The organism is Enterobacter sp. TCD1-1, assembly GCF_020567405.1.
Classification (GTDB): Bacteria; Pseudomonadota; Gammaproteobacteria; order Enterobacterales; family Enterobacteriaceae; genus Enterobacter; species Enterobacter quasiroggenkampii.
In genome coordinates, this window is the sequence record NZ_JAJCXF010000001.1 from 1,227,301 (window position 1) to 1,251,989 (window position 24,689).

The window sequence follows — 24,689 nt, forward strand, 5'->3', positions numbered from 1 at the left end:
GCCCTTGATGTATTGTTTAAGTTTGCAGGGAATATTTTTCAGACGTCATCTGATTTTCAAAAATACCCGGTATACTGCATTTTGCTTATTTCAGGCAATAACAGGCAAGGCAGGAAGTATGTCTCTTCGTTCGCTGCGGGCGTTATGCCTGACAAGTTTTTTCATTGCTGATGTTCGTGATGGTCTGGGGCCTTTCCTCGGTATTTTCCTGACCGAACGCCGCTGGACCCCTGATGATATCGGCATCCTGATGACGGCCGGCGGGCTGGCGGGGTTACTGGCCACGCTGCCGGCGGGATTCATCACCGACACCTCCCGCAACAAGCGCGCTGTGCTCGCGCTGCTGTGCATTCTGATCACGCTCAGCACGCTTCTGCTCTGGTTTAGCCAGCAGAGCAGCGTTGTCGCCGTTTCGCAAGTCGTCACCGGTATCTGTGCGGCCTTTGTCGGGCCGTTAATCGCCGGGATTACGCTGGGGTTGACCGGGCAGGGCGGGTTCAGCGCGCAAATGGGTAGAAACGAAGCGTTCAATCACGGCGGCAACTTTGTCACCGCGCTCATTGCGGGCGGCATTGCGTGGTACTGGGGCGTGGGCGGGATTTTCCTGCTGATGACCAGCACCACGCTGCTAACGCTGTGTGCGCTGCTTGCCATTCGCAACAGCGATATCGATAACGACGCGGCGCGCGGGCTGTCCTCTTCAGCGAGCCTGCCGGTCCCCGGTTTTGCCGTGCTAATAAAAAACCGGGCGCTGTTTGTGACCGGACTGACGCTGCTGCTGTTCCACCTGGCGAACGCCGCGCTGCTGCCGATGCTGAGCATGAGGGTTGCTGCGGCACCTGCCGCGATCAACCCCGGTTTGTATGCGGCCGGTACCGTCATCATCTCTCAGGCCGTGATGATCCCCGTCGCCATCTGGGCCTCACGCCGGATCGAACACTATGGCTACTGGCGCTTGATTATGCTGGCGCTGCTGGTTATGCCGGTGCGCGCGGCTCTGGCGGCATCCACGGACGCGCCGTTAATGATGATCCCGGTACAAATTCTCGATGGCCTGGCCGCCGGGATCCTGGGAGTCGTCGTACCGTCGTTTATTGTGGTGCTGCTGCGTGGAAGCGGGCACGTCAATGCCGGGCAGAGTGTGGTGATGTTGATGCAGGGAGTAGGGGCATCCATGAGCCCGGCGTTAACCGGGACGATCGCCGGTCATTACTCGTTTGCGACGGCATTCAGTGTCCTGAGCGCCATTGCCCTGGCCGCCGTCCTGCTCTGGTGGCGCGTTGCGCACCGGAGCTGGGAAACAAACGCGCCGGGTGAGGCTTAACCCCACCCGGCGTAGCACTTAAGCCAGCTCGTTAGGGCACGGTTCACCCTTTTCTAACTGCTGAAGGTTGCCCAGCGTGGTTTCCGAAATGCTGATCAGCGCTTCGGCAGTCAGAAACGCCTGATGTCCGGTAAACAGCACGTTATGGCAGGCAGAGAGGCGACGGAACACGTCGTCCTGGATGACATCATTAGACTTGTCTTCAAAGAACAGGTCGCGTTCGTTCTCGTAGACGTCCATCCCCAGCGCGCCAATTTTCTGGGTCTTCAGCGCTTCGATAGCGGCCTGGGAGTCAACCAGCCCGCCGCGGCTGGTGTTGATGATCATCACGCCATCTTTCATCTGGTCAAACGCCGCCTGGTTAAGGAGGTGGTAGTTTTCCGGCGTCAGCGGGCAGTGCAGGGAGATCACGTCGGACTGCGAGAACAGCGTTGGCAGGTCGACGTACTCCACGCCCAGATCCAGCGCTGCGGCGCTTGGGTACGGATCGAATGCCAGCAGACGCATGCCGAAGCCTTTCAGGATGCGCAGGGCAGCCACGCCAATTTTACCGGTCCCGATCACGCCAGCGGTTTTGCCGTACATGGTAAAGCCGGTCAGCCCTTCCAGCGAGAAGTTGGCGTCACGGGTGCGCTGATAAGCACGGTGAATACGACGGTTGAGCGACATCATCATGCCAATCGCATGTTCCGCCACCGCTTCCGGGGAGTACGCCGGAACGCGCACCACCTTCAGACCCAGCTCTTTTGCCGCGTCGAGATCCACGTTGTTAAAGCCCGCGCAGCGCAGGGCGATGTACTTCACCCCCTGTTTTTTCAACTCTTCCAGCACCGGACGACTGCCATCATCGTTTACGAAAATGCAGACGCCTTCACAGCCGTGCGCCGTTTTAGCGGTTTTTTCGGACAGCAGAAAGTCGAAAAATTCAAGCTCAAACCCGTAAGCCTCGTTAACATGTTGCAGATACTTTTTGTCGTACTGCTTTGTGCTGTATACCGCGAGTTTCATAAGACTTTCTCCAGTGATTTTGCATTCACGTTAGCATGATTAAAATTATCTTACAATTTCTAAAATATTATTTAAATCAATAAGTTCTATCAATTATTCTAGAGCATATGTCCACCCTAACTCCATGATATTCTTGCTACGAGGAATCTTTGGCGTGAACCGGGTCAGGGCGTGTAGAGAAAAATGCAGTGGGTTGAGGATGCGAAAAAAGCCTGTCTTAATTACGTTAAAGAATGGCAAGAGGGTGTGAAAACTGCAATCCTTCTGGATGTGATGGGACGATATCAGGAACCGGGTGAGTTTCTGATAAAGAGGGAGAATGATGCATGTCGCAACAACTGGGGTTGTCCTTATCTCCGTCAATGCTGCCCGCTTTGTACTATTTCATTGTATCTATAGTAGTTTTTTTCTTGTTATATATCGGGAAACAGAAGATTAACCGGCTACGAAAATACCCACTGTTCATTGGCTATACGCTGTTTGTGATAGCCATTGCAGCCATCCAGATTAACGTTTTTGCCAACGGCTATGATTTTGTTCGCGGTTTTTTACATATCGATTTTGATCCCTGGCGGTACGACTCGGTGTACTGGGGGTCATTGATATTCGCAATGCTTTACCTGCTGGCAATGCCCAGGAACAGGTATTAATTACGCAGTTATTCCGGCTTCTTCGCCTGAAATTATGCGTAACCCACTGAATCTAAATTGTGTTCTTCAGGTTACGCATAGCAAAAAAGTTACCTCATACTATTTACAGCATCTATCCTTAATCTTGGCGTTAACTTCAACTCAACCGCTAAACATGCGACAATGATCGGCACTGCCGGCTTAATTCTTTCGCTAAATCAGGATATTAACTGCCCATGAAGGGTAAATACAAAGCCGCTCTTGCGCTATTACTGCTGTTCATACTGTTGCCGCTGACGCTGCTGATGACGCTCGCCCAGTGGGTGCCGACGCTCGCTGGGATCTGGCTTCCCGTCGGGACGCGCATCGCTTTCGAAGAGAGCCCGAAACTGACTCGCCACGCGCTGGTGATCCCCGACCTTCGCTATCTGGTGGAAGACTGCGAAATTGCCCGCATCGATAACGTGACGCTGTCACATCCCAGCCGCTGGAAGCTGGATATCGGCGCGCTGGATCTTAACTCCGTCTGCCTGAGCAAAATTCCCCAGTCAGCGCCTTCAACGGTCGCCCCGAAAACGCTGGCGGAATGGCAGGCGGTATTGCCCAATACCTGGCTTACGGTTCACCGCCTGACGCTGTCGCCCTGGCAGCAGTGGCAGGGTGAGCTTCACGCGTCCCTGACTCCGTCCAGCCAGGAGATCGCCTATAAAGGCGAGCAGGTCAGCATTAAAGGCACGCTTCGCGGTCAGACGCTATCGGTCAGCCAGTTCGATGTTCAGCTCCCTGACCAGCCGCAGCCTGTTAAGCTGGTGGGCGAGTTTACCCTGCCGCTGGTGCCGGACGGCGTGCCGGTGAAAGGCCACGCGGTGGCGACCTTTAACGTGCCACAGTTAACGTCTCTGGTCGATGCCGATCTCGACTGGGAAGACAATCAGGGACAGCTGGTGGTGATGGCGAGAGACAACCCCGATCCGCTTCTCGACCTGCCGTGGCAGATCACGGCGGAACAGCTCAACATCAGCGACGGACGCTGGAACTGGGATCTCTCGGGTATGCCGCTGAGCGGGCGGGTGTCCCTTCGCGCCGACAACTGGCAGCAGGGGCTGGAGAAAGCCACGCTGACCGGACGACTGAACGTGTTGACGCAAGGCGATGCGGGGAAAGGCAACGCGGTACTGAATATCGGGCCCGGCAGGCTCAGCATGGAAAACAGCGACATGCCGCTGCATCTGAGCGGCGAGGCGAAGCAAAACGATCTCATTCTTTATGCCAAATTACCCGCAACACTGACCGGCAGCCTGTATGAACCGCAGCTGGCCTTTGAGCCGGGCGCGCTGCTCCGCTCGCGCGGACGCATCATTAACTCACTCGATATCGATGAAATCCGCTGGCCACTGGCGGGCGTAAAGCTCACCCAGAAGGGCGTGGACGGTCGTTTACAGGCGATTTTACGCGCCCATGAAAACGAGATGGGCGATTTTGAACTCCACCTGGACGGTCAGGCCAACGACTTTTTACCCGATAACGGCCTGTGGCAGTGGCGATACTGGGGGAAAGGCGGTTTTACGCCGATGCATGCCCGCTGGGATGTCGCCGGGAAAGGCGAGTGGCGCGACAACCTTATTGAGCTGACGGCGCTCTCCACCGGTTTTGACAAGCTTCAGTACGGCACGATGGAGGTCAGCAAGCCGCGTCTGGTGCTGGATCAGCCTGTACGCTGGTTGCGCGATGCCGAAAAACCGGCCTTCAGCGGTGCGCTGTCGCTGAATGCCGGGCAAACGCGCTTCTCCGGCGGCAGCGTGTTGCCGCCATCGATCCTGACCTTCAGCGTCGACGGCACCGACCCGACAATTTTTCAGTTTAAGGGCGACCTCCATGCGGACAACATCGGCCCGGTACAGGTCAACGGAAGGTGGGATGGCGTGCGCCTGCGCGGGCAGGCCTGGTGGCCGAAACAGTCCCTCACCGTATTCCAGCCGCTTATCCCGCCGGACTGGAAAATGACGCTGCGCGACGGTGAGCTTTATGCGCAGGTCGCCTTCTCGGCGGCGGCCGATCAGGGCTTTGAAGCGGGTGGGCACGGGGTACTGAAATCCGGCAGCGCCTGGATGCCGGACAACCAGATTAACGGCGTCGACTTTGTGCTGCCGTTCCGCTTCAGCGAGGGAACCTGGTCTCTGGGCACGCGCGGACCGGTCACGTTGCGCATTGGCGAAGTGGTAAACCTGGTGACCGCGCGCAACATTACCGCGGATTTACAGGGCGATTATCCCTGGACGGAGGACAATCCGCTGCTGCTCACCAACGTGAAGGTGGAAACCCTCGGCGGGAAGATCACCATGCAGCAGCTGCGGATGCCGCAGCACGATCCGGCCCTGCTGCGCGTGGACAATATCTCATCGAGCGAGCTGATTAGCGCCGTCAATCCAAAACAGTTTGCCATGTCGGGGCCGGTCAGCGGGGCGCTGCCGTTCTGGCTGGACAACGAAAAATGGATCATTAAGGATGGCTGGCTGACCAACCCGGGCCCAATGACGTTGCGCATCGACAAAGATACGGCCGACGCCATCGTCAAAGACAATATGGTCGCGGGCGCCGCGATTAACTGGCTCCGCTATATGGAAATTTCGCGTTCGTGGACGAGAATCAATTTAGATAACCTGGGTGAATTAACCATGCAGGCGACCATCAAGGGGACCAGCCGGGTCGATGGCAAGAGCAGCTCCGTCAACCTGAACTATACCCATGACGAGAATGTCTTTACCCTCTGGCGCAGCCTGCGTTTTGGAGACAATCTGCAAACCTGGTTTGAGCAACACGCGGCGATACCCGGTCTCCGCAGTTCGACTGGCAAGGAAAGTGAGGAACAACAATGAAAAAGATGGCTGGTGCGCTCACCGTTGCCGTTGCCGTGCTACTGTCCGGCTGTACGCCGCGCATTGAAGTCGCTGCGCCAAAGGAGCCGATTACCATCAATATGAATGTCAAAATCGAACATGAGATCCACATTAAGGTCGATAAAGACGTTGAAACTTTGCTGAAATCGCGCAGCGATCTGTTCTGAGGACGCCATGAAACGAGTAGCTCTGATTTTACTGGCGCTGGGGATGAACGTGCAGGCGGCTACGCTGACCCTAAATGACGCCCGGGCGCAGGGGCGCGTGGGAGAAACCCTCAGCGGTTATCTCGCCCCGATTCAACAGGACGCCGAAACGCTGGCGCTGGTTAATCGCATCAACGCGGCACGCACGGAAAGCTACCAGAAGCTGGCTGACAGCAATAATTTGCCGGTCGATGAAGTGGCCAAAATGGCAGGGCAGAAACTGATTGCCCGCGCGCAGCCGGGCGAGTACGTGAAGGGCATTAACGGAAAGTGGCTCAAAAAATAGCTAGCGGTAGCGCTTGCGGTATTCACCCGGCGAAACGCCAAAGCGCTGCTTAAACGCCGTTGAAAAATGGCTATGGTCGGTGAACCCCCAGCTGTAGCCAATGCCCGCCAGCTTTTCGTCATCACCGGCAGCGCGCAGCACCTCCGCGCAGCGATCCAGGCGGCGGTTTTTAATGTACTGCGCCACCACCAGACCCTTCTCGGCAAACATGCGGTAAAGGCTGCGCACGGACATACCGCTCTCGGCGGCAATCCATTCCGGGCGCAGCGATTCAGACTGAATGTGGTCGTCAATCAGCGCCACCACATGCTGGAACTGGCGTTCCTTACGCGGCTGAATGATTTCGCGCTGCTGGAAAGCGGGGCGCAGCAGGCAGATCATCGCTTCGAGCGCCGCTTCGCTCTCCCGGTCACTCAGGCTGGTATTGCTCATACTCTCCATCAACAGGCGATGGCTCAGCTGTACCGTGGGCAGCGTGCGGGAAAGGGCGGTGGCGCAGCTTATCTCCTGAAAGCGGCACTGCTGCTCAATAATCTGACGGGGAACCAGGAGCGAAATCTGGCGGGATTTTTCCTGCCAGTTGATCGAGCAGGGGCGTGAGGCATCAATCAGCGTAATATCACCGGTTCTGAGTACCGCGCGACGGTCATCCTGCTCAATTTCCGCACTCCCTTCGAGCTGGAACACGGTATAGAACCAGGCATCGTTACTCTGTTTGATCTCCTGACGGGAGCGGAACAGGTTGACGCCGCCAGCGGTGACGGTACTGAGCTTCAGGCTGCGCGCATAGCTGGTCTCCAGCTCGCCGTAGAATTTTCCCTCGGTGGGCTGCGCGTTAAAACGCCCGCAAACCTGGTTAATTTGCGCCAGCCACTGCTGATACTGTTCCTGCTCGCTTGCACACGCCATCGTTTCTCTCACTGCACCGTCAACGTTTTCGCATTGTTGCATTTGTGTTGCATTTTGTCAGAGCTATGAGGCTGACTATAGGAAAGAACACTCACCGGTAACAGCGATATAAGCGGCAATTATCGTGATTTGCGGAGCCTGTCACAGGTGGCAAAGCGAATGTCACAGAGACAAAAGCGAGAATGCAAAACCCCACTTAGACTGGATGAACACCCTGCAAAGAATAACGAAGGAGTATCCTATGTCTGAATCACTGGTAGCTATTCAGCCTGCCGTGCAGCAATTTTTAGACCGACAGCATGGCCTGTGGATTGAAGGGCGTCAGGCCGCATCGGACAGTGAAAAGCGGCTGAATGTCTACAACCCGGCCACGGGCGAGGTCATCGCCTCGACTGCCGACGCCAGCGTCGACGACGTTGATCGTGCCGTCATGTCCGGCTGGCGCGCCTTTGTGGCCCGAACCTGGGCCGGAAAACTCCCGGCGGAGCGCGAGCGGATCCTGCTCCATTTCGCCGATCTGGTGGAACAGCACAGTGAGGAGCTGGCCCAGCTTGAAACGCTGGAGCAGGGCAAATCCATCAACATCTCCCGTATGTTTGAAGTCAGCTGCACCCTGAACTGGATGCGCTATACCGCCGGGCTGACCACCAAAATTACGGGTAAGACCCTCGACCTCTCCATCCCGCTACCGCAGGGCGCCCGCTATCAGGCGTGGACGCGTAAAGAGCCGCTTGGCGTGGTGGCCGGGATTGTGCCCTGGAACTTCCCGCTGATGATCGGGATGTGGAAAGTGATGCCAGCGCTGGCCGCGGGCTGTTCTATTGTCATCAAGCCGTCTGAAACCACGCCGCTGACCATGCTGCGCGTGGCGGAACTGGCCAGTGAAGCGGGCATCCCGGACGGGGTGTTCAACGTGGTGACCGGCAGCGGCGCGGTGTGTGGCGCAGCGCTGACCTCGCATCCGCATATTGCAAAGGTGAGCTTCACTGGCTCAACGGCGACGGGTAAGCAAATCGCCCGCGCGGCGGCGGACACGCTCACCGGCGTGACCCTGGAGCTTGGCGGGAAAAACCCGGCAATTGTGCTCAAGGATGCGGACCCGGCGTGGGTAATCGAAGGCCTGATGACCGGCAGCTTCCTGAACCAGGGGCAGGTGTGCGCGGCGAGCTCGCGTATCTATATTGAAGCGCCGCTGTTCGACACGCTGGTCAGCGGGTTTGAACAGGCGGTGAAATCCCTCAGCGTCGGGCCGGGCATGTCGCCAGAGGCGTTTATCAACCCGCTGGTGTCGCGTGCGCACTGTGACAAGGTGCAGAGCTTCCTCGATGAGGCGAAGTCGCGCAACGCGGAGCTGATTGTCGGTAACCGTGGGCCGGAAGGCAAAGGCTATTACGTTTCGCCTACGCTGGTGGTGAACCCGGATGCCTCGCTGCGCCTGACCCGCGAAGAGGTGTTTGGCCCGGTGGTCAACGTGGTGCGCGTCGCCGACGGGGAAGAGGCGCTTCAGCTGGCAAACGACAGCGACTATGGCCTGACGGCGAGCGTCTGGACGCAGAATATCAGCAAGGCGCTGGAATATACCGACCGCCTGCAGGCGGGCACCGTCTGGGTCAACAGCCATACGCTGATCGACGCCAACCTGCCGTTCGGCGGCATGAAGCAGTCCGGGACAGGGCGCGACTTTGGTCCGGACTGGCTGGACGGCTGGTGTGAAACCAAGTCGGTTTGCGTACGGTATTAAAAAGCAAGCCGGGTGGCGGCTACGCCTTACCCGGCCTACAACGACTCGAACCGTAGGCCGGGTAAGCGCAGCGTCACCCGGCTTTTATTTAGAGCGACCACCGATCCCGTCCGGCCTCTTTCGCACGATAAAGCGCCGCATCGGCGCGGGCGATGATCTCGGTGCCGGCCAGCCCCTCCGCCATGCTCGCAATCCCCATGCTTACGGTGACATGGTCGCTGACCGTGGAGGCGTCGTGCGGTATGGCTTCCGTACGCAGGCCGTCCTGAATACGCAGGGCAACCTTTTCCGCGATGTTTGCCGGGCAATTGAAGAGGATGACCACGAACTCCTCACCCCCGTAGCGTGACACCACATCATCAGGTGTGCGCACCGACTGCTTTAGCACGCGCGCCACGCGGGTCAGACAGTCGTCGCCTGCCTGGTGCCCGTAGGTATCGTTGTAGCGCTTGAAGTAGTCGATATCCAGCATGATCACCGAGAAGGTTTTTTTCTGCTCAACCGCGTTCTCCAGCACCACCTCCATTTTCCGGCGATTGGCGGTCCTGGTTAACGGGTCCTGGTGCGCCAGCGCGTCCAGCCGTGATATCAGCAGCTGATTTTGCTGGTTACGTCGCCAGGCTTCGTCAAACCAGCTCAGCAGAATGAAACGCCCGCAGACCAGGATCAGCGTAAACACGCTCCAGATGATGATGAAGTGCAGGTTTAGGCCATCATTGCGTACCCAGCTTGCGACCGGCAGGGTGATCCAGAGCGGGAGCACAAAGGCGAGCAGCCCCTCAGGGTAAAAATAAAGCGCCGTTAACCCGGCGAGTAACAGAATGACGCACAGCGGCCAGACGTGGGGCAGCAGCAATTGCGTGATGAACCAGAAACAGGAGACCGACCAGATGGCGCTACAGATAAATAACACCACGCTGATTCCGGCGATACGCCGCCAGGCCATCAGGATCAGCGCAGCAGAGAGAATAATAATGCCGAGCATGGAGGCATCGACCATTCTCGTCAGCTGCGGCGAGTGGGGATAAAGGGGATCGCTGGCCTTAAGCAGGATGTGTCGCAGCAGGATCATCACCGCGAAACTGACGTTGACGAAGGCCAGCCACGGCAGGTTCATCGCCAGCCCATGCATGACCATGGCATGGCGCGTGGACCAGGTTGCCCGTTCCAGCGTCGGTTGTTTTCTTTTTTCCATAAAGGCCTTTCCCGTCCGGGGGATAAATCATGCAGGTGAGATATCAGTAACTATAAGCAAGCCAGGGCGATCCTCAAACTTCAGGGCAAAAAAAACCGGGCAACTGCCCGGTGGATGGTTATTTTTCGTCTTTTTTCTTTCCGAGCGTTGGCGTCTCGTCGAAGAAGTTCCACGGTTTAAGCAGGGTATGCACCCATTCCGTTGGCATGATCGGCCACTCTTCCGCACGTGCCACGTGGGTGGTGCCGGTGGTCATCCAGACCACGTCATCCTGATCGTTGAGCGACTCGTTATCCTTGCTGTACTGCCCCAGGCCGGTGTCGTGCACGGAGCGGTTAGGGAATTTCCCTTCCGGGTAGAGCTCATCCGGGTGGTAGCGGGTCACCCACAGCTGTTTGTCCATAAAGCTCAGGCGATGGTAAATCCACTCGTCCGGGGCAAATTTCGCGCCGGTTGCCACCGGGTGCGTGCCGCCCGCGTAAGGGATGATCTGGTACGATACCGGGTTGCCCATGCGGTTCTCTTTACGGGTGTTGCTCAGCAGGCGAATCGTGCCCGGGTCGAACTTCTGCGCTGCCTGCTGCTCCGTATCAATATCATACTGATTGATCTGCATGGTGCTGGTGCGCGGGCCACCGGCGGTATTCGGCTTCACTTCCGGATCCATGGCAACCAGCTTGTTGTTGATACCATCCACGTCCATATCAAGACGGAAGTTGTAGATGTGCTGGTGCGTGGTGCCCACGATGTTGTGGTCGATCAGCGTGCCGTATTTTGTATCGTCTTTGGCGGTGGCATCGTGCATGGTTTTCGCCTGCACGCCTTTCACCGCTTCGATACCCGTCGCACCGGCGTCAATGCCGATGGTGCCATTTTCATGGAACACCCAGTCGAAGATGTAATCGTAATTGCCCACGGTACTCACCCAGCGCACCACCAGTTCGCGGCGCTCGGTGCTGACGTTAGGCTGGCCCATCTCCTGATGCTTATATTCCGGGCCGGCGTAGCGCTCGAAAATGGCGATTGCGCGCGGGATCTCCATCGGCGCGCCGGTGTAGTCCGGGATGATTTCATTGAGCATCACCGCGTTGGACGGCACGTCTTTACCGCGCACCAGCGGCGAGGTCAGGGTGCCCATGCCGTAGTCGCCGGAATCAAGATAGGCTTTAAAGTACCAGCCCACGTCCGGATCGCCGTAAGGGACGATCATGCCGCCTAGCGACCCCTGATACATAATCTGGCGTTTTTTACCGTTGTCGTTATAGGTGACGGTTGAAATCATCGGGCCGACGCGGGAGTCCAGGCTCAGGTGGAAGTCCCAGTTCTGCCAGTGCACCATATCGCCGGTAATGGTGTAGTTCTTGCCTTCCGGCTCAATGATGTCGAGCGGTTTTTTCGGCGTCTCTATACGGTCGCGGCCATCGTAGGGGCGCGGCGTCATCGGAACCGGAACAACGGCACCTTCCTCAATCTTCTGGATTTTCTTCTGCTCAAGATCGACCACGGCCACCAGGTTTTCAATCGGGTGCGCCCAGTAGTTGCCGTCGCCGACATCCAGATAGCTCACCACTTTCAGCAGGCGATCTTCCTGCTTAAGGCCGTCTTTACCGTCGAAATAGCCGACGGTCAGCGGCGTGGTAATCACTTTTTTCGGGTCGGTGATGCCGTGTTTTTTAAGCACCTCGGCAAACTCCGTGCTGTCGTTGATGATCTGCTGTACCGCGGTGAAATCATCCAGCAGCACCATGCCGTGCGCATCTTTCACAGGCTCCCAGCGCAGGATTTTTTTATCCTTCAGATCCACCAGGCTTTCGATAACGTGCTTTCCATCGAGCATCACAATCTTTGCCTGACGCGGGGCATCCACAGCCATACCGTTAAGCACAAAGTCCCACACTTTGGCTTTCTCTGGCTCAGCAAGGGCAATCTGGGTAAAGCGGATATTCGGTTTAAAATCCGCTGAGGCTTTGACAATCTCAACGGCTTGCTTAATTTCGTCCGCCGTCAGCGCGTTTAGCGGGTGAGGGCGTTTTTCAACCTGGAAAGTCTGGTCAAGACCGGACTGGAAAACATCGTTGATGAAGCTGTCAGAGATAAAGGCTTTTTTGCCTTTCATCACCACCGGCACCTCGAGCTTGAGGGTTTTCCCGTTGACGATGGCGGTTTTCGCGCCCGGTTTGACCTTCACAAAGGCGCCGTCTTTCGCAATGGTGAACATCTGTGCGTAATCATCCCACTGAACGTCGGCGCCAAAGTCCTGCAGCGTTTTGTCCATCGGGACCATATGCGCCTCACTGCCGTGGGCGAAAACAGGGGATTGCCAGGCGCAACACAGCGCAACGGCCATAGCCAGCGCCGTTCTACGGGCAGAAAAAGAAGAATTGCTTCCCATCGTAGACCTCATCTTGTTGTGTTTATTGTGTTGTGACAGCCTTATCCTGACAGGCACCTGAGAAAAGCGTTTGCCTGCATCTGCCAGATTATTTGCCAGTCTTGCCAGGTTAAAAAAAGAGCGGGGCGATGTCACACCCCGGCTGGTAGTCGTAGGCCGGGTAAGCATCGCGCCACCCGGCAGGAACGGCGGTGAAGGGAAGGTGTCAGAAATCCCCCTGCTGGCGCGCCACCAGCGTCAGGATGGAGTAAAGCGCCACGGCCTGCTGGTGCTGGTTGAAGATCTCAACCGCCCATTCCACCACGCCGGTTGGTTTTTCCTCGGCGGTACGCTGTTTCTTCAGCGTTTTACGCTTGCAGGTCAGACGCACCTGAATGGTATCGCCCGGTTTAACCGGCTCGATAAAGCGCAAGTTTTCCATGCCGTAGTTGGCGATCACCGGCCCGACGCCCGCATCAACAAACAGCCCTGCTGCGGCGGAAATCAGGAAGTAGCCGTGCACTACGCGCTCGCCAAAGATCGACTCTGCCGCGCCGATCTTGTCCATATGGGCGTAGAAGTGGTCGCCGCTCAGGCAGGCAAAGTTCACGATGTCCGCTTCCGTCAGGGTGCGGCGCGGCGTCAGCAGGCTGTCGCCCGGCTGCAGCTCCTCAAAGTATTTGCGGAACGGATGCACGCGATCTTCCTGCACCGCTGCGCCACGCACCCACTGCTTGCCAATGGCGGCCAGCATGGTCGGACTGCCCTGAATGGCGGTGCGCTGCAGGTAGTGCTTCACCGCGCGCAGGCCGCCCAGCTCTTCGCCGCCGCCCGCGCGCCCCGGGCCACCGTGCACCAGCTGGGGCAGCGGGGAACCGTGGCCGGTGGACTCTTTCGAGGCTTCCTCGTTGAGGATCTGAATACGCCCGTGGGCGCGCGCCGCACCGGTAATAAACTGGCGGGCAATGTCCAGGTCTGCGGTGACCAGCGTACCCGCCAGGCTGCCGCCGCCCGCGCGGGCAAGCTGCATTGCGTGGCGCGCGTTGCGATACGGCATCAGCGTCGCAACCGGGCCAAAAGCTTCGGTTGAGTGCACTGCCGGAGTTTCATCCGGCTGCGGGCAGAACAGCAGGGTCGGCGGGTAGAACGCGCCAGCGGCCTGCAAATCCGCTTTGCCACCCAGTCGGACCTGGCAGCCTGCGGCGATCAGTTGCTCCACTTTCTCCTGCACGTCCGCACGCTGTTCGGCGTTGACCAGCGCGCCCATCTTTACCCCTTCCTGCGCCGGGTCGCCCACCACCACCTTTTCCAGCCGGGCAACCAGCGCCTGGCTCACGGCGTCAATCTGGCTCTGCGGGACGATAATGCGGCGAATGGCCGTACATTTCTGCCCGGCTTTGGCGGTCATCTCGCGCACCACTTCCCGAATGAACAGGGCAAATTCCGGCTGCTCCGGCGTGACGTCTTCCCCCAGCACGCAGCAGTTAAGGGAGTCGGCTTCCATCGTGAACGGAATGGCATTCGCCACAATATTCGGGTGCACGCGCAGGCTTTGCCCGGTGCTGGCGGAGCCGGTAAAGGTCACCACGTCCTGACTGTCGAGCTGGTCGAGCAGATCCCCCGCGCCGCCGCAGATCAGGCTGATGGCGCCGTCCGGCACCAGCCCGCTGTCGACGATGGATTTCACCATCGCCTGCGTCACCTGTGCGGTGGCGGTGGCGGGTTTGATGATGGCGGGCATGCCGGCAAGCCAGGTCGGGGCCAGTTTTTCCAGCATTCCCCAGCAGGGGAAGTTAAAGGCGTTGATGTGCACCGCCACCCCGGACTTCGAGGTCAGGACGTGACGCGCGGCAAAGCCGCCTTCTTTTGACAGCGGGATCAGCTCGTCTTCCGGCCACACGGTGTCATCCGGCAGCTCGCGGCTGCCCAGGCTTGCATAAGTGAAGAGGGTGCCGATCCCGCCTTCGATATCGACCCAGCTGTCTGATTTTGTCGCCCCGGCCTGGGCGGACAGGGCATAAAACGTCTCTTTCTCGCTAAGCAGGTGCTTTGCCACCGCCTTCAGCATGGCCGCGCGTTCGATAAAGGTCATCTCGTGAAGCGCTTCGCCGCCGCGCTCAATCGCATAGCGACGGGCGGCCGCCATGTCCAGCCCTTCGCTTGTCACGCTCCACAGCGCTTCGCCACTGATGGCGTGATGAATAGTGCGTTCGCGGCCCCGGCCAGACTGCCAGGTACCGGATAAGAAGCTGGCTAACTGCTGCATCGCTTATCTCCAAATGTTACGTAATTTACCCATTAATAGTTTGATCATGAATCATAAAAATCAAGCTGAGTTTTAATGAATTGTTAACATTGTGATCCGCTCTGATGAAACACGGCGCGCCAGGACGTTCTTCAGCGCGCCTGTAGTAAAAGCCTTGCGAGCAACGTCACATAATCAGGAAACAATTCTTGGGGTTATATTTAACCTTTGTGTAACTTTTAAAAAACAAAGTGATTCAACATTACGCTTTAATTTGCAAACTAACGAATCATAAAGGTGATGACGTGACGCAAGAACAACGGTTTGAGCAGCGCATAGCGCAGGAGACGGCGATTGAGCCTCAGGACTGGATGCCTGACGCCTACCGTAAGACGTTGATCCGCCAGATTGGTCAGCATGCGCACTCCGAAATTGTCGGCATGCTGCCGGAAGGGAACTGGATCACCCGCGCCCCGACGCTGCGCCGAAAAGCGATCCTGCTGGCGAAGGTGCAGGACGAAGCCGGACACGGGCTTTACCTCTACAGCGCGGCGGAAACGCTGGGCTGCGCACGGGAAGACATCTACCAGAAGATGCTCGACGGCAAGATGAAATACTCCTCCATCTTCAACTATCCGACCCTGAGCTGGGCCGATATCGGCGTGATCGGCTGGCTGGTGGACGGCGCGGCCATCGTCAACCAGGTGGCGCTGTGCCGGACCTCCTACGGTCCGTATGCCCGCGCGATGGTGAAAATCTGTAAAGAAGAGAGCTTCCATCAGCGTCAGGGCTTTGAAGCCTGCATGGCGCTGGCGCAGGGCAGTGAAGCCCAGCGCCAGATGCTGCAGGACGCCATCAACCGCTTCTGGTGGCCGGCGCTGATGATGTTCGGGCCGAACGACGACCACTCGCCGAACAGCGCCCGCAGCCTGGCGTGGAAAATCAAACGCTTCGGCAACGACGAGCTGCGCCAGCGCTTTGTCGACAACACGGTGCTGCAGGTGGAGATGCTGGGCATGACGGTGCCCGATCCCGATCTGCGTTTTGATGAAGAGAGCGGTCATTATCGCTTCGGCGAGATCGACTGGCACGAGTTTGACGAGGTCATTAACGGGCGCGGCATCTGCAACCACGAACGCCTGGCCGCGAAACGTAAAGCCTGGGAAGAGGGCGCGTGGGTGCGGGAAGCCGCGCTGGCGCACGCCGAAAAACAGCGCGCCCGTCAGGCCGCTTAAGAGGAAATAACCATGAGCAATGTCTACTGGCCGCTGTACGAAGTGTTCGTACGCAGCAAACAAGGGTTATCCCACCGTCACGTGGGCAGTCTGCATGCCGCCGACGATCGCATGGCGCTCGAAAATGCGCGTGATGCCTATACCCGCCGCAGCGAAGGCTGCTCTATCTGGGTGGTTAAGGCGAGCGAGATTGTCGCCTCCCAGCCGGAAGAGCGCGGCGAGTTCTTCGACCCGGCGGAAAGCAAGGTTTACCGCCACCCGACGTTCTACAACATCCCTGACGGCATCGAGCACATGTGAGGCAAAGAATGAATTCAGTGACTGCCTATGCCCTGCGTCTGGGCGACAACGGTCTGGTGCTCTCCCAGCGTCTCGGCGCCTGGTGCGGCCACGCGCCGGAGCTGGAGATCGATCTCGCGCTCGCCAATATCGGCCTCGACCTGCTGGGACAGGCGCGCAATTTCCTGACCTATGCCGCGGAGCGGGAAGGCCAGGGCGATGAAGACATGCTGGCGTTTGGCCGCGATGAGCGCCAGTTCAGCAATGTCCTGCTGGTGGAGCAGCCGAACGGCAGCTTCGCCGACACCATTGCCCGCCAGTACCTGATGGATGCCTGGAACGTGGCGCTGTATGAACGCCTGACCCAAAGCCGCGACGGCCAGCTTGCCGCCATTGCCGCCAAAGCGATTAAAGAGGCGCGCTACCATCTGCGCTTCAGCCGCGGCTGGCTGGTGCGCCTGGGCGACGGCACCGAAGCGTCCGCGCAAAAAATGCAGCAGGCCATCGACAACCTGTGGCGTTTTACGGCCGAGCTGTTTGAAGCTGATGACGTCGAACGGGAGCTGATTGAGTCCGGCGTGGCGGTTGACCCGCGCCTCCTGCGTCAGCCGTGGGAAAGCGAAGTGTATGCCGGTCTGAATGAAGCCTGCCTGCAGGTGCCCGCCGAGGTGGCGTACCGCACCGGGGGCAAGCAGGGGCTGCATACCGAACATCTGGGTCCGATGCTGGCTGAGATGCAGTATCTCCAGCGCGCGTATCCCGGTCAGCAGTGGTAAAGGAGAATGCTATGCAACGCCTCGTCGACATCGCGCCCGCGCAAATCCCGCAGATCTGGTCGCTGCTAAGCCAGATCCCGGACCCGGAAGTGCCGGTGTTAACCATCACCGATTTAGGCATGGTGCGCAGCGTGAAGGCGCAGGGGGGAGGCTGGGTCATTGGCTTTACGCCGACCTACTCGGGCTGTCCGGCGACGGAACACCTGCTGGGGGCGATCCGCGAGGCGATGACCGCGCACGGCTTTACTCCGGTGCACATTGTGCTCCAGCTTGAACCCGCCTGGACCACCGACTGGATGACCCCCGACGCGCGTGAGCGCCTACGGGCGTACGGCATCAGTCCGCCGGTGGGGCATAGCTGTCACGCGCACGCGCCGGTGGAGGTGAGCTGTCCGCGCTGCGCCAGCACCGACACTTCGCTTATCAGTGAATTTGGTTCGACGGCCTGCAAAGCGCTCTACCGCTGCAATTCCTGCCGTGAGCCCTTCGACTATTTCAAATGTATTTGAGGCTGCCATGACAACGTTTCATTCATTAACAGTGGCAAAAGTGGAACCCGAAACCCGCGACGCGGTGACCATTACCTTTGCGGTGCCGCAGGCGCTGCAGGAGGCCTACCGCTTCCGTCCCGGCCAGCACCTGACGTTAAAAACGACGCTTGGCGGAGACGAGCTGCGCCGCTGCTACTCCATCTGCCGGAGTACCGCTCCGGGCGAAATCAGCGTGGCGGTCAAAGCCATCGACGGCGGGCGCTTTTCCCGCTATGCCCGGGATGAGATCAAAGCGGGCATGGCGCTGGAGGTGATGGTTCCTCAGGGGCAGTTTGGCTACCAGCCACAGGCCGAACGCGAAGGCCACTACCTGGCAATTGCGGCAGGCTCCGGGATCACCCCGATGCTGGCGATTATCTCCGCGACGCTTGCGACCGAACCCAACAGCCATTTCACCTTGATCTACGGCAACCGCAGCAGCCAGAGCATGATGTTCCGCCAGGCGCTGGCGGACCTGAAAGACAAATACCCGCAGCGGCTGCAGCTGGTCTCCATCTTCAGCCAGGAGCGGCTGGACAGCGATCTGCTCTATGGCCGCATCGATGGGGAAAAACTGCAGGCACTGGCGAAAACCCTGATCAACTTCCGCCAGTATGACGAGGCCTTTATCTGCGGCCCGTCCGCAATGATGGATGACGCGGAAGCCACGCTGAAGGCGCTGGGGATGCCGGACAAATCCATTCACCTTGAGCGCTTTAACACCTCCGGAATCACTGTTAAGCGCGCGGTACACGTGCAGGCGGGCGGACAGAAAGTGACCGTTCGCCAGGACGGGCGCGACCGTGAAATTACCCTGACGGCGGACGACGAAAGCATTCTTGATGCCGCCCTGCGTCAGGGGGCAGATCTGCCGTATGCCTGCAAGGGCGGCGTCTGCGCCACCTGCAAATGCAAAGTGCTGCGCGGGAAGGTGGACATGGCGACCAACTACAGCCTGGAGCCGGACGAGCTGGCCGCCGGGTATGTGCTGAGCTGCCAGTCTTTACCGTTAACCGCCGACGTGATCGTCGACTTCGACGCGAAGGGGATGGCATGAGCGAGCTGACTGTTACCCGTCATGGCCGCGTGCTGCAGCTGACGCTAAACCGTCCGGCGGCGCGCAACGCCCTCAACAACGCGCTGTTGGCCCAGCTTGCGGAACAGCTTGAGGCCGCCGCTGTGGATGCCGACATCGCCGTCTGCGTGATTTACGGCAGCGAGCGCTGCTTTGCCGCCGGGGCCGATCTCAATGAGATGGCGGAGAAAGACCTGCCTGCCACCCTGAACGATATTCGCCCGCAGCTGTGGGCGCGTATTAACGCTTTTCCTAAACCGCTGATCGCCGCCGTGAACGGCTTCGCGCTGGGCGCGGGCTGCGAACTGGCGCTGCTGTGCGACGTGGTGATTGCCGGTGACAACGCTCGTTTCGGCCTGCCGGAAATCACGCTGGGCATTATGCCCGGCGCGGGCGGCACCCAGCGTCTTATCCGCAGCGTCGGGAAATCGCTCGCCAGCAAAATGGTGCTGACCGGCGAGAGCATTTCCGCCGAGCAGGCGCTGAGCGCCGGGCTGGTGAGCGATGTTTTCCCGGCAGCGCTGACGCTGGAGTATGCCCTGAAGCAGGCGGCCCTGATGGCGCGCCACTCGCCGCTGGCGCTGCAGGCGGCGAAGCAGGCGCTGCGCCAGTCCCAGGAGGTGCCGCTCCAGGCCGGTCTGGCCCAGGAGCGCCAGCTGTTTACGCTGCTTTCTGCCACCGAAGACCGCCGGGAAGGTATCGACGCCTTCTTACAAAAACGCACTCCCGACTTTAAAGGACGCTAATTGTGGAATTTATTCTCAGTCATGTAGAACAGGGCGTGATGACCCTTACGCTGAACCGTCCGGAGCGTCTGAACAGCTTTAACGACGTGATGCACCAGCAGCTGGCTGAGTGCCTGAAACAGGCCGAGCGCGATGACACCGTTCGCTGCCTGCTGCTCACCGGCGCAGGACGCGGTTTCTGTGCCGGTCAGGACCTGAACGACCGCAACGTCGACCCCAACGGCCCGGCGCCGGATCTGGGCATGTCCGTTGAAACTTTCTACAACCCGCTGGTGCGCCGCCTGGCAAAGCTGCCGAAGCCGGTCATTTGTGCCGTTAACGGCGTGGCGGCGGGCGCGGGCGCCACGCTGGCGCTCGGGTGCGACATGGTGATTGCGGCGCGCTCCGCCAGCTTTGTGATGGCCTTCAGCAAGCTCGGTCTGGTGCCGGACTGCGGCGGCACCTGGCTGCTGCCGCGCGTGGCCGGACGCGCCCGCGCCATGGGGCTGGCGCTGCTCGGGGACAAACTCAGCGCTGAACAGGCGCAGGCGTGGGGCATGATCTGGCAGGTGGTCGATGACGAGCAGCTCTCCACCACGGCACAGCAGATGGCCCTGCATTTTGCGTCGCAGCCGACCTTCGGCCTGGGGCTGATCAAGCAGGCGATCAACGCCGCGGAAACCAATACTCTGGACGCTCAGCTCGATCTCGAGCGCGACTATCAGCGCCTGGCCGGGCGCAGCGACGACTACCGCGAGGGCGTCAGCGCCTTCCTCGCGAAGCGCGCGCCGAACTTTACGGGGAAATAAGATGCTGAACATACGGACTGTCGCCGTGATTGGCAGCGGCACGATGGGCGCAGGGATTGCCGAAGTGGCGGCCAGCCACGGTCATCCGGTGCTGATCTACGACATCTCCAGCGATGCGATTTCGCGCGCCATCGACGGGATCCGCCAGCGTCTGGCCTCCCGTGTAACGCGCGGAAAGCTCTCCGCCGATGCCGGCAGCCAGATCCTTGCCCGGCTGGTTCCCGTCACCGATATCGACGCGCTCTCCGCGGCCGATCTGGTGATTGAAGCGGCCTCCGAGCGGCTGGAGGTGAAAAAGGCGCTGTTTGCGCAGCTGGCGGAGATCTGCCCGCCGCAGACGGTGCTGACCAGCAATACCTCTTCCATCTCCGTCACGGCGATTGCGGCGGACGTCCACCACCCGGAACGCGTCGCAGGCCTGCATTTCTTTAACCCGGCGCCGGTCATGAAGCTGGTGGAGGTGGTCAGCGGGCTGGCGACCTCCCCGGAAGTGGCCGACGCGCTGTGCGAGCTGGCGCTGAACTGGGGCAAACAGCCCGTTCGCTGCCAGTCAACGCCGGGGTTCATCGTCAACCGCGTCGCGCGTCCGTTCTATTCCGAAGCCTGGCGCGCGCTGGAGGAACAGGTCGCTCCGCCGGAGGTGATTGACGCCGCCCTGCGTGAAGGTGGCGGCTTCCCGATGGGGCCGCTGGAGCTGACCGACATGATTGGTCAGGACGTCAACTTTGCGGTGACCTGCTCGGTATTTAACGCCTTCTGGCAGGAGCGTCGTTTTCTGCCTTCGCTGGTTCAGCAGGAACTGGTGCTGGCAGGAAGGCTGGGCAAAAAGAGCGGGAAGGGCGTGTACGACTGGCAGGGTGACAAACCTGACGTGCAGTGGGTTGAGTCGGTGAACGACAGCTATAGCCCGATGCGCGTGGAAAAAAGACGTGACGGTGTCACGGAAATAGATGATGTCTATTTGGTTGAAACGCAGGGCGAGACTGCGCAGGCGCTGACGCTGCGGCTCAACGGCCCGGTGGTGGTGGTCGACCGGATTGAGCGTGACGTGGCGGTCATTGCCGCCGCTGCCAGCAACCCGCATTCCGCGACGCAAAAAGTCATCCGCTACCTGCAGCAGCAGGGGCATCGGGTAGTGCAAATTGCCGATTATCCCGGCCTGTTGATCTGGCGGACGCTGGCGATGATTGCCAACGAGGCGCTGGATGCCCTGCAAAAAGGGGTCGCCAGCGAGAAGGACATCGACACGGCCATGCGCCTGGGCGTGAACTACCCGAGCGGGCCGATCGCCTGGGGCGAGCGTCTGGGCTGGCAGCGCCTGCTGACGCTGCTGGAGAACCTGCAGCGTCATTACGGCGAAGAGCGCTATCGCCCCTGTTCACTGCTGCGCCAGCGCGCGCTTCTGGAGAGTAGCTATGAGTCATAACGCCTGGCATAACGCCCGCACCATGTACGAACGGGACGCCTGTGCGCAGGCGATGGGAATGGACATTGTCGAGATGGACGAGGGCTACGCGGTGGTGACCATGACCATCACCCCGCAGATGCTGAACGGCCACAAGACCTGCCACGGCGGCCAGCTGTTTTCGCTGGCGGATACCGCCTTTGCCTACGCCTGCAACAGTCAGGGGCTGGCGGCGGTAGCCTCCGGCTGCTCGATTGACTTTCTGCGTCCGGGCTTCGCCGGGGACACGCTCACCGCCACCGCGCGGGTGAAGCATCAGGGCAAGCTGACCGGCGTGTATGACATTGAAATCCATAACCAACAACAGAAAACCGTCGCCCTTTTTCGCGGAAAATCTCACCGCATCGGCGGCAGCGTGACAGGAGAGGCCTGATGCGTGACGCATTTATTTGTGATGGCGTTCGAACCCCGGTGGGCCGTTACGGCGGCGCGCTTTCCGCTGTTCGAACTGACGATCTCGGTGCTGTGCCGCTGCGCGCGCTGCTGGCCCGCTACCCGCAGCTCGACCTGGAGCGGATTGACGACGTGATTTTCGGCTGCGCCAACCAGGCGGGGGAAGATAACCGCAACGTGGCGCGCATGTCGTCGCTGCTGGCCGGTGTGCCGCAGACGGTCTCCGGCACGACGATCAACCGCCTGTGCGGTTCCGGGCTGGACGCGATTGGTTTTGCCGCGCGCACCATTAAGGCGGGCGACGGCGACCTGCTGATCGCGGGCGGCGTGGAGTCGATGTCCCGCGCGCCGTTTGTGATGGGCAAAGCTACCGCGGCGTTTCAGCGACAGGCGGAGATGTTCGATACCACCATCGGCTGGCGATTTGTGAATCCGCTCATGCATCAGCAATTCGGAACTGACAGTATGCCGGAAACGGCAGAGAATGTAGCTGAATTGTTAAATATCAGCCGTGCCGATCAGGACGCCTTCGCGCTGCGCAGCCAGCAGCGTACCGCGCAGGCGCAGCAGAACGGCGTTCTGGCGCAGGAGATTGTCCCGGTGCCGGTGCCGGGTAAAAAAGGGGCGATCACTGAGTTCAGCGTGGATGAACATCCGCGCGCGGACACCACGCTCGAACAGCTTGCCGGGCTGAAAACGCCGTTCCGTAAAAACGGGGTGGTCACGGCCGGAAATGCCTCCGGGGTTAACGACGGCGCGGCGGCGCTGATCGTCGCCAGCGAGAAGATGGCGCTGGCGCAGGGGGTAGTTCCTCGCACGCGGATCGTGGCGATGGCGACGGCGGGCGTGGAGCCACGTCTGATGGGGCTCGGCCCGGTGCCGGCCACCCGCAGGGTGCTGGAGCGCGCCGGACTCAGTATTCACGATATGGACGTCATTGAGCTTAACGAAGCTTTCGCCGCGCAGGCGTTGGGCGTGCTGCGTCAACTGGGCCTGCCGGATGACGCCGCGCACGTCAACCCGAACGGTGGCGCGATTGCGCTGGGCCACCCGCTGGGCATGAGCGGCGCCAGGCTGGCGCTGGCCGCGAGTAACGAACTGCACCGACGCGGCGGGCGCTACGCGCTGTGTACGATGTGCATCGGTGTGGGTCAGGGCATTGCCATGATCCTTGAGCGTGTTTGAGCATAAAAACAATGTGAGTACCCTACAATGACAAATACAACAAAGCTTGATCCGATTGAAACGGCCTCCCTTGACGAGTTACAGGCGCTGCAGACCACGCGTCTGAAATGGACGCTGCATCACGCCTATAACAACGTGCCGATGTACAAACGCAAGTTTGATGCTGCGGGCGTTCATCCTGACGATTTCAAAGAGCTGGCGGATATCCGTAAGTTCCCGTGCACCACCAAGCAGGATCTGCGGGATAACTATCCGTTCGATACCTTCGCCGTGCCGATGGAGCAGGTGGTGCGCATTCACGCATCATCCGGCACCACCGGCAAACCGACGGTTGTCGGCTACACCCAGGGCGACATCGACAACTGGGCCAACCTGGTGGCGCGCTCCCTGCGCGCCGCGGGCGGCAGTGCGAAGGATAAAATTCACGTGGCGTATGGCTATGGCCTGTTTACCGGCGGGCTGGGGGCGCACTACGGGGCCGAGCGTTTAGGCGCGACGGTGATCCCGATGTCCGGCGGCCAGACGGAGAAACAGGCGCAGCTGATCCGCGATTTCCAGCCGGACATGATCATGGTGACGCCATCCTACTGCCTCAACCTGATTGAGGAGCTGGAACGTCAGATGGGCGGCGATGCCAGCACCTGTTCCCTGCGCGTGGGCGTCTTCGGCGCCGAGCCGTGGACGCAGGCCATGCGCCGTGAAATTGAAAAACGCTTAGGCATTACGGCCCTGGACATCTATGGCCTCTCCGAAGTGATGGGGCCGGGCGTGGCGATGGAGTGTATCGAAACCGTCGACGGCCCGACCATCTGGGAAGATCACTTCTACCCGGAAATCGTCAACCCGAACGACGGCACGCCGCTGGATGACGGCCAGCAGGGCGAACTGCTGTTCACCACGCTGACCAAAGAGGCGCTGCCGGTGATCCGCTACCGCACCCGCGACCTGACGCGTCTGCTCCCGGCAACCGCGCGCAGCATGCGTCGTATGGATCGGATCAGCGGCCGCAGCGACGATATGCTGATCATTCGCGGCGTCAACGTCTTCCCGTCGCAGCTGGAAGAGGAAATAGTGAAGTTCGAACACCTTTCTCCGCACTACCAGCTTGAGGTGAACCGTCGCGGACATCTTGATTCACTTTCCGTGAAGGTGGAGCTGAAAGAGAGCAGCCTGACGTTGACGCACGAGCAGCGTTGCCAGGTGTGCCACCAGCTGCGCCACCGTATTAAGTCGATGGTGGGGATTTCTACCGACGTGACGATCGTGAACTGCGGCAGCATCCCGCGCTCGGAGGGCAAAGCCTGCCGGGTGTTTGACCTGCGTAAAGTTGCGGCCAACGGTTAAAACAACACCCCCCTCATCCTGGCCTTCTCCCCGAAGGGGAGAAGGGACGGTACGGTGCGGTC

22 protein-coding genes are annotated in these 24,689 nt (G+C 59.7%); 17 read left to right on the plus strand and 5 right to left on the minus strand.

Annotated features, from left to right (window positions below; translation table 11 throughout):
* Window positions 1-118 precede the first annotated feature (118 nt).
* Window positions 119-1,324 (plus strand): MFS transporter, encoded by a 1,206-nt coding sequence (locus tag LJA86_RS05955; protein ID WP_229225789.1) that lies wholly within the window; start codon window positions 119-121, stop codon window positions 1,322-1,324.
* A gap of 18 nt (window positions 1,325-1,342) precedes the next feature.
* Here LJA86_RS05955 and LJA86_RS05960 read toward each other — a convergent pair whose 3' ends face one another.
* Complete coding sequence (locus LJA86_RS05960; RefSeq protein WP_028013015.1) at window positions 1,343-2,332, minus strand: 2-hydroxyacid dehydrogenase; 990 nt, start codon at window positions 2,330-2,332, stop codon at window positions 1,343-1,345.
* Between the two features lie 326 nt (window positions 2,333-2,658).
* Here LJA86_RS05960 and LJA86_RS05965 point away from each other — a divergent pair, with 326 nt between their 5' ends.
* From LJA86_RS05965 to LJA86_RS05980, 4 genes are all read left to right on the plus strand, one after another.
* Window positions 2,659-2,982: a hypothetical protein gene (locus LJA86_RS05965; RefSeq protein ID WP_045910421.1), complete on the plus strand. Its 324-nt coding sequence runs from the start codon at window positions 2,659-2,661 to the stop codon at window positions 2,980-2,982.
* A 215-nt stretch (window positions 2,983-3,197) separates the two neighbouring features.
* Window positions 3,198-5,837: a YdbH family protein gene (locus LJA86_RS05970; RefSeq protein ID WP_229225790.1), complete on the plus strand. Its 2,640-nt coding sequence runs from the start codon at window positions 3,198-3,200 to the stop codon at window positions 5,835-5,837.
* Window positions 5,834-6,025 (plus strand): YnbE family lipoprotein, encoded by a 192-nt coding sequence (locus tag LJA86_RS05975; RefSeq protein WP_196364644.1) that lies wholly within the window; start codon window positions 5,834-5,836, stop codon window positions 6,023-6,025. The genes LJA86_RS05970 and LJA86_RS05975 overlap by 4 nt, the downstream gene beginning before the upstream one ends.
* Window positions 6,026-6,032: 7 nt before the next feature.
* On the plus strand, window positions 6,033-6,350 hold the full coding sequence (locus tag LJA86_RS05980) for a YdbL family protein (protein WP_229225791.1): 318 nt from the start codon (window positions 6,033-6,035) through the stop codon (window positions 6,348-6,350).
* Here LJA86_RS05980 and feaR read toward each other — a convergent pair whose 3' ends face one another.
* Window positions 6,351-7,259: a transcriptional regulator FeaR gene (gene feaR / locus LJA86_RS05985; protein WP_045910621.1), complete on the minus strand. Its 909-nt coding sequence runs from the start codon at window positions 7,257-7,259 to the stop codon at window positions 6,351-6,353.
* A 241-nt stretch (window positions 7,260-7,500) separates the two neighbouring features.
* On the opposite strand from feaR, the gene LJA86_RS05990 reads away from it, so the two are divergent.
* Window positions 7,501-9,000 (plus strand): aldehyde dehydrogenase family protein, encoded by a 1,500-nt coding sequence (locus LJA86_RS05990; RefSeq protein ID WP_229225792.1) that lies wholly within the window; start codon window positions 7,501-7,503, stop codon window positions 8,998-9,000.
* Between the two features lie 88 nt (window positions 9,001-9,088).
* Here LJA86_RS05990 and LJA86_RS05995 read toward each other — a convergent pair whose 3' ends face one another.
* The 3 genes from LJA86_RS05995 to paaZ all read right to left on the minus strand — a co-directional run bounded on the left by LJA86_RS05995 (window position 9,089) and on the right by paaZ (window position 14,832).
* Window positions 9,089-10,195 (minus strand): diguanylate cyclase, encoded by a 1,107-nt coding sequence (locus LJA86_RS05995; protein WP_048222985.1) that lies wholly within the window; start codon window positions 10,193-10,195, stop codon window positions 9,089-9,091.
* Between the two features lie 118 nt (window positions 10,196-10,313).
* A complete protein-coding gene (tynA, locus tag LJA86_RS06000) occupies window positions 10,314-12,587 on the minus strand; it encodes a primary-amine oxidase (protein WP_229225793.1) in 2,274 nt (757 codons plus the stop codon).
* 205 nt (window positions 12,588-12,792) lie between these two features.
* Complete coding sequence (paaZ, locus tag LJA86_RS06005; RefSeq protein WP_229225794.1) at window positions 12,793-14,832, minus strand: phenylacetic acid degradation bifunctional protein PaaZ; 2,040 nt, start codon at window positions 14,830-14,832, stop codon at window positions 12,793-12,795.
* 284 nt (window positions 14,833-15,116) lie between these two features.
* On the opposite strand from paaZ, the gene paaA reads away from it, so the two are divergent.
* Genes paaA through paaK form a run of 11 tightly spaced genes read left to right on the plus strand, consistent with a single transcriptional unit; the run spans window position 15,117 to window position 24,627 of the window.
* On the plus strand, window positions 15,117-16,046 hold the full coding sequence (gene paaA, locus LJA86_RS06010) for a 1,2-phenylacetyl-CoA epoxidase subunit PaaA (RefSeq protein ID WP_229225795.1): 930 nt from the start codon (window positions 15,117-15,119) through the stop codon (window positions 16,044-16,046).
* A 12-nt stretch (window positions 16,047-16,058) separates the two neighbouring features.
* A complete protein-coding gene (gene paaB / locus LJA86_RS06015) occupies window positions 16,059-16,346 on the plus strand; it encodes a 1,2-phenylacetyl-CoA epoxidase subunit PaaB (protein WP_229225796.1) in 288 nt (95 codons plus the stop codon).
* A gap of 8 nt (window positions 16,347-16,354) precedes the next feature.
* Window positions 16,355-17,101: a 1,2-phenylacetyl-CoA epoxidase subunit PaaC gene (gene paaC, locus LJA86_RS06020; protein ID WP_229225797.1), complete on the plus strand. Its 747-nt coding sequence runs from the start codon at window positions 16,355-16,357 to the stop codon at window positions 17,099-17,101.
* Between the two features lie 11 nt (window positions 17,102-17,112).
* On the plus strand, window positions 17,113-17,610 hold the full coding sequence (gene paaD / locus LJA86_RS06025) for a 1,2-phenylacetyl-CoA epoxidase subunit PaaD (protein ID WP_229225798.1): 498 nt from the start codon (window positions 17,113-17,115) through the stop codon (window positions 17,608-17,610).
* A 7-nt stretch (window positions 17,611-17,617) separates the two neighbouring features.
* On the plus strand, window positions 17,618-18,688 hold the full coding sequence (gene paaE / locus LJA86_RS06030) for a 1,2-phenylacetyl-CoA epoxidase subunit PaaE (protein WP_223540419.1): 1,071 nt from the start codon (window positions 17,618-17,620) through the stop codon (window positions 18,686-18,688).
* A complete protein-coding gene (gene paaF / locus LJA86_RS06035; protein WP_229225799.1) occupies window positions 18,685-19,452 on the plus strand; it encodes a 2,3-dehydroadipyl-CoA hydratase PaaF in 768 nt (255 codons plus the stop codon). Before paaE ends, paaF begins: the two co-directional genes overlap by 4 nt.
* Complete coding sequence (gene paaG, locus LJA86_RS06040) at window positions 19,452-20,240, plus strand: 2-(1,2-epoxy-1,2-dihydrophenyl)acetyl-CoA isomerase PaaG (RefSeq protein ID WP_039025624.1); 789 nt, start codon at window positions 19,452-19,454, stop codon at window positions 20,238-20,240. The genes paaF and paaG overlap by 1 nt, the downstream gene beginning before the upstream one ends.
* 1 nt (window position 20,241) lies before the next feature.
* Complete coding sequence (gene paaH / locus LJA86_RS06045; RefSeq protein WP_229225800.1) at window positions 20,242-21,666, plus strand: 3-hydroxyacyl-CoA dehydrogenase PaaH; 1,425 nt, start codon at window positions 20,242-20,244, stop codon at window positions 21,664-21,666.
* A complete protein-coding gene (gene paaI / locus LJA86_RS06050; RefSeq protein WP_025911352.1) occupies window positions 21,656-22,078 on the plus strand; it encodes a hydroxyphenylacetyl-CoA thioesterase PaaI in 423 nt (140 codons plus the stop codon). The genes paaH and paaI overlap by 11 nt, the downstream gene beginning before the upstream one ends.
* Entirely contained in the window at window positions 22,078-23,283 is a 1,206-nt protein-coding gene (pcaF, locus tag LJA86_RS06055; RefSeq protein WP_048223005.1) for a 3-oxoadipyl-CoA thiolase, read from the plus strand. Before paaI ends, pcaF begins: the two co-directional genes overlap by 1 nt.
* Before the next feature lie 27 nt (window positions 23,284-23,310).
* A complete protein-coding gene (paaK, locus tag LJA86_RS06060) occupies window positions 23,311-24,627 on the plus strand; it encodes a phenylacetate--CoA ligase PaaK (protein ID WP_032651719.1) in 1,317 nt (438 codons plus the stop codon).
* The last annotated feature ends 62 nt before the right edge of the window (window positions 24,628-24,689 follow it).

Bases quoted from the DNA above. Each gene is read 5' to 3' on its own strand.
- LJA86_RS05975 (WP_196364644.1), top strand. From the start codon at position 5,834: ATGAAAAAGATGGCTGGTGCGCTCACCGTTGCCGTTGCCGTGCTACTG.
- paaI (WP_025911352.1), top strand. From the start codon at position 21,656: ATGAGTCATAACGCCTGGCATAACGCCCGCACCATGTACGAACGGGAC.
- LJA86_RS05960 (WP_028013015.1), bottom strand. From the start codon at position 2,332: ATGAAACTCGCGGTATACAGCACAAAGCAGTACGACAAAAAGTATCTG.
- paaD (WP_229225798.1), top strand. From the start codon at position 17,113: ATGCAACGCCTCGTCGACATCGCGCCCGCGCAAATCCCGCAGATCTGG.
- paaK (WP_032651719.1), top strand. From the start codon at position 23,311: ATGACAAATACAACAAAGCTTGATCCGATTGAAACGGCCTCCCTTGAC.
- paaC (WP_229225797.1), top strand. From the start codon at position 16,355: ATGAATTCAGTGACTGCCTATGCCCTGCGTCTGGGCGACAACGGTCTG.
- paaE (WP_223540419.1), top strand. From the start codon at position 17,618: ATGACAACGTTTCATTCATTAACAGTGGCAAAAGTGGAACCCGAAACC.
- paaB (WP_229225796.1), top strand. From the start codon at position 16,059: ATGAGCAATGTCTACTGGCCGCTGTACGAAGTGTTCGTACGCAGCAAA.
- LJA86_RS05980 (WP_229225791.1), top strand. From the start codon at position 6,033: ATGAAACGAGTAGCTCTGATTTTACTGGCGCTGGGGATGAACGTGCAG.
- LJA86_RS05955 (WP_229225789.1), top strand. From the start codon at position 119: ATGTCTCTTCGTTCGCTGCGGGCGTTATGCCTGACAAGTTTTTTCATT.
- LJA86_RS05965 (WP_045910421.1), top strand. From the start codon at position 2,659: ATGTCGCAACAACTGGGGTTGTCCTTATCTCCGTCAATGCTGCCCGCT.
- pcaF (WP_048223005.1), top strand. From the start codon at position 22,078: ATGCGTGACGCATTTATTTGTGATGGCGTTCGAACCCCGGTGGGCCGT.
- feaR (WP_045910621.1), bottom strand. From the start codon at position 7,259: ATGGCGTGTGCAAGCGAGCAGGAACAGTATCAGCAGTGGCTGGCGCAA.
- LJA86_RS05970 (WP_229225790.1), top strand. From the start codon at position 3,198: ATGAAGGGTAAATACAAAGCCGCTCTTGCGCTATTACTGCTGTTCATA.
- LJA86_RS05990 (WP_229225792.1), top strand. From the start codon at position 7,501: ATGTCTGAATCACTGGTAGCTATTCAGCCTGCCGTGCAGCAATTTTTA.
- paaZ (WP_229225794.1), bottom strand. From the start codon at position 14,832: ATGCAGCAGTTAGCCAGCTTCTTATCCGGTACCTGGCAGTCTGGCCGG.
- paaH (WP_229225800.1), top strand. From the start codon at position 20,242: ATGCTGAACATACGGACTGTCGCCGTGATTGGCAGCGGCACGATGGGC.
- tynA (WP_229225793.1), bottom strand. From the start codon at position 12,587: ATGGGAAGCAATTCTTCTTTTTCTGCCCGTAGAACGGCGCTGGCTATG.
- paaF (WP_229225799.1), top strand. From the start codon at position 18,685: ATGAGCGAGCTGACTGTTACCCGTCATGGCCGCGTGCTGCAGCTGACG.
- LJA86_RS05995 (WP_048222985.1), bottom strand. From the start codon at position 10,195: ATGGAAAAAAGAAAACAACCGACGCTGGAACGGGCAACCTGGTCCACG.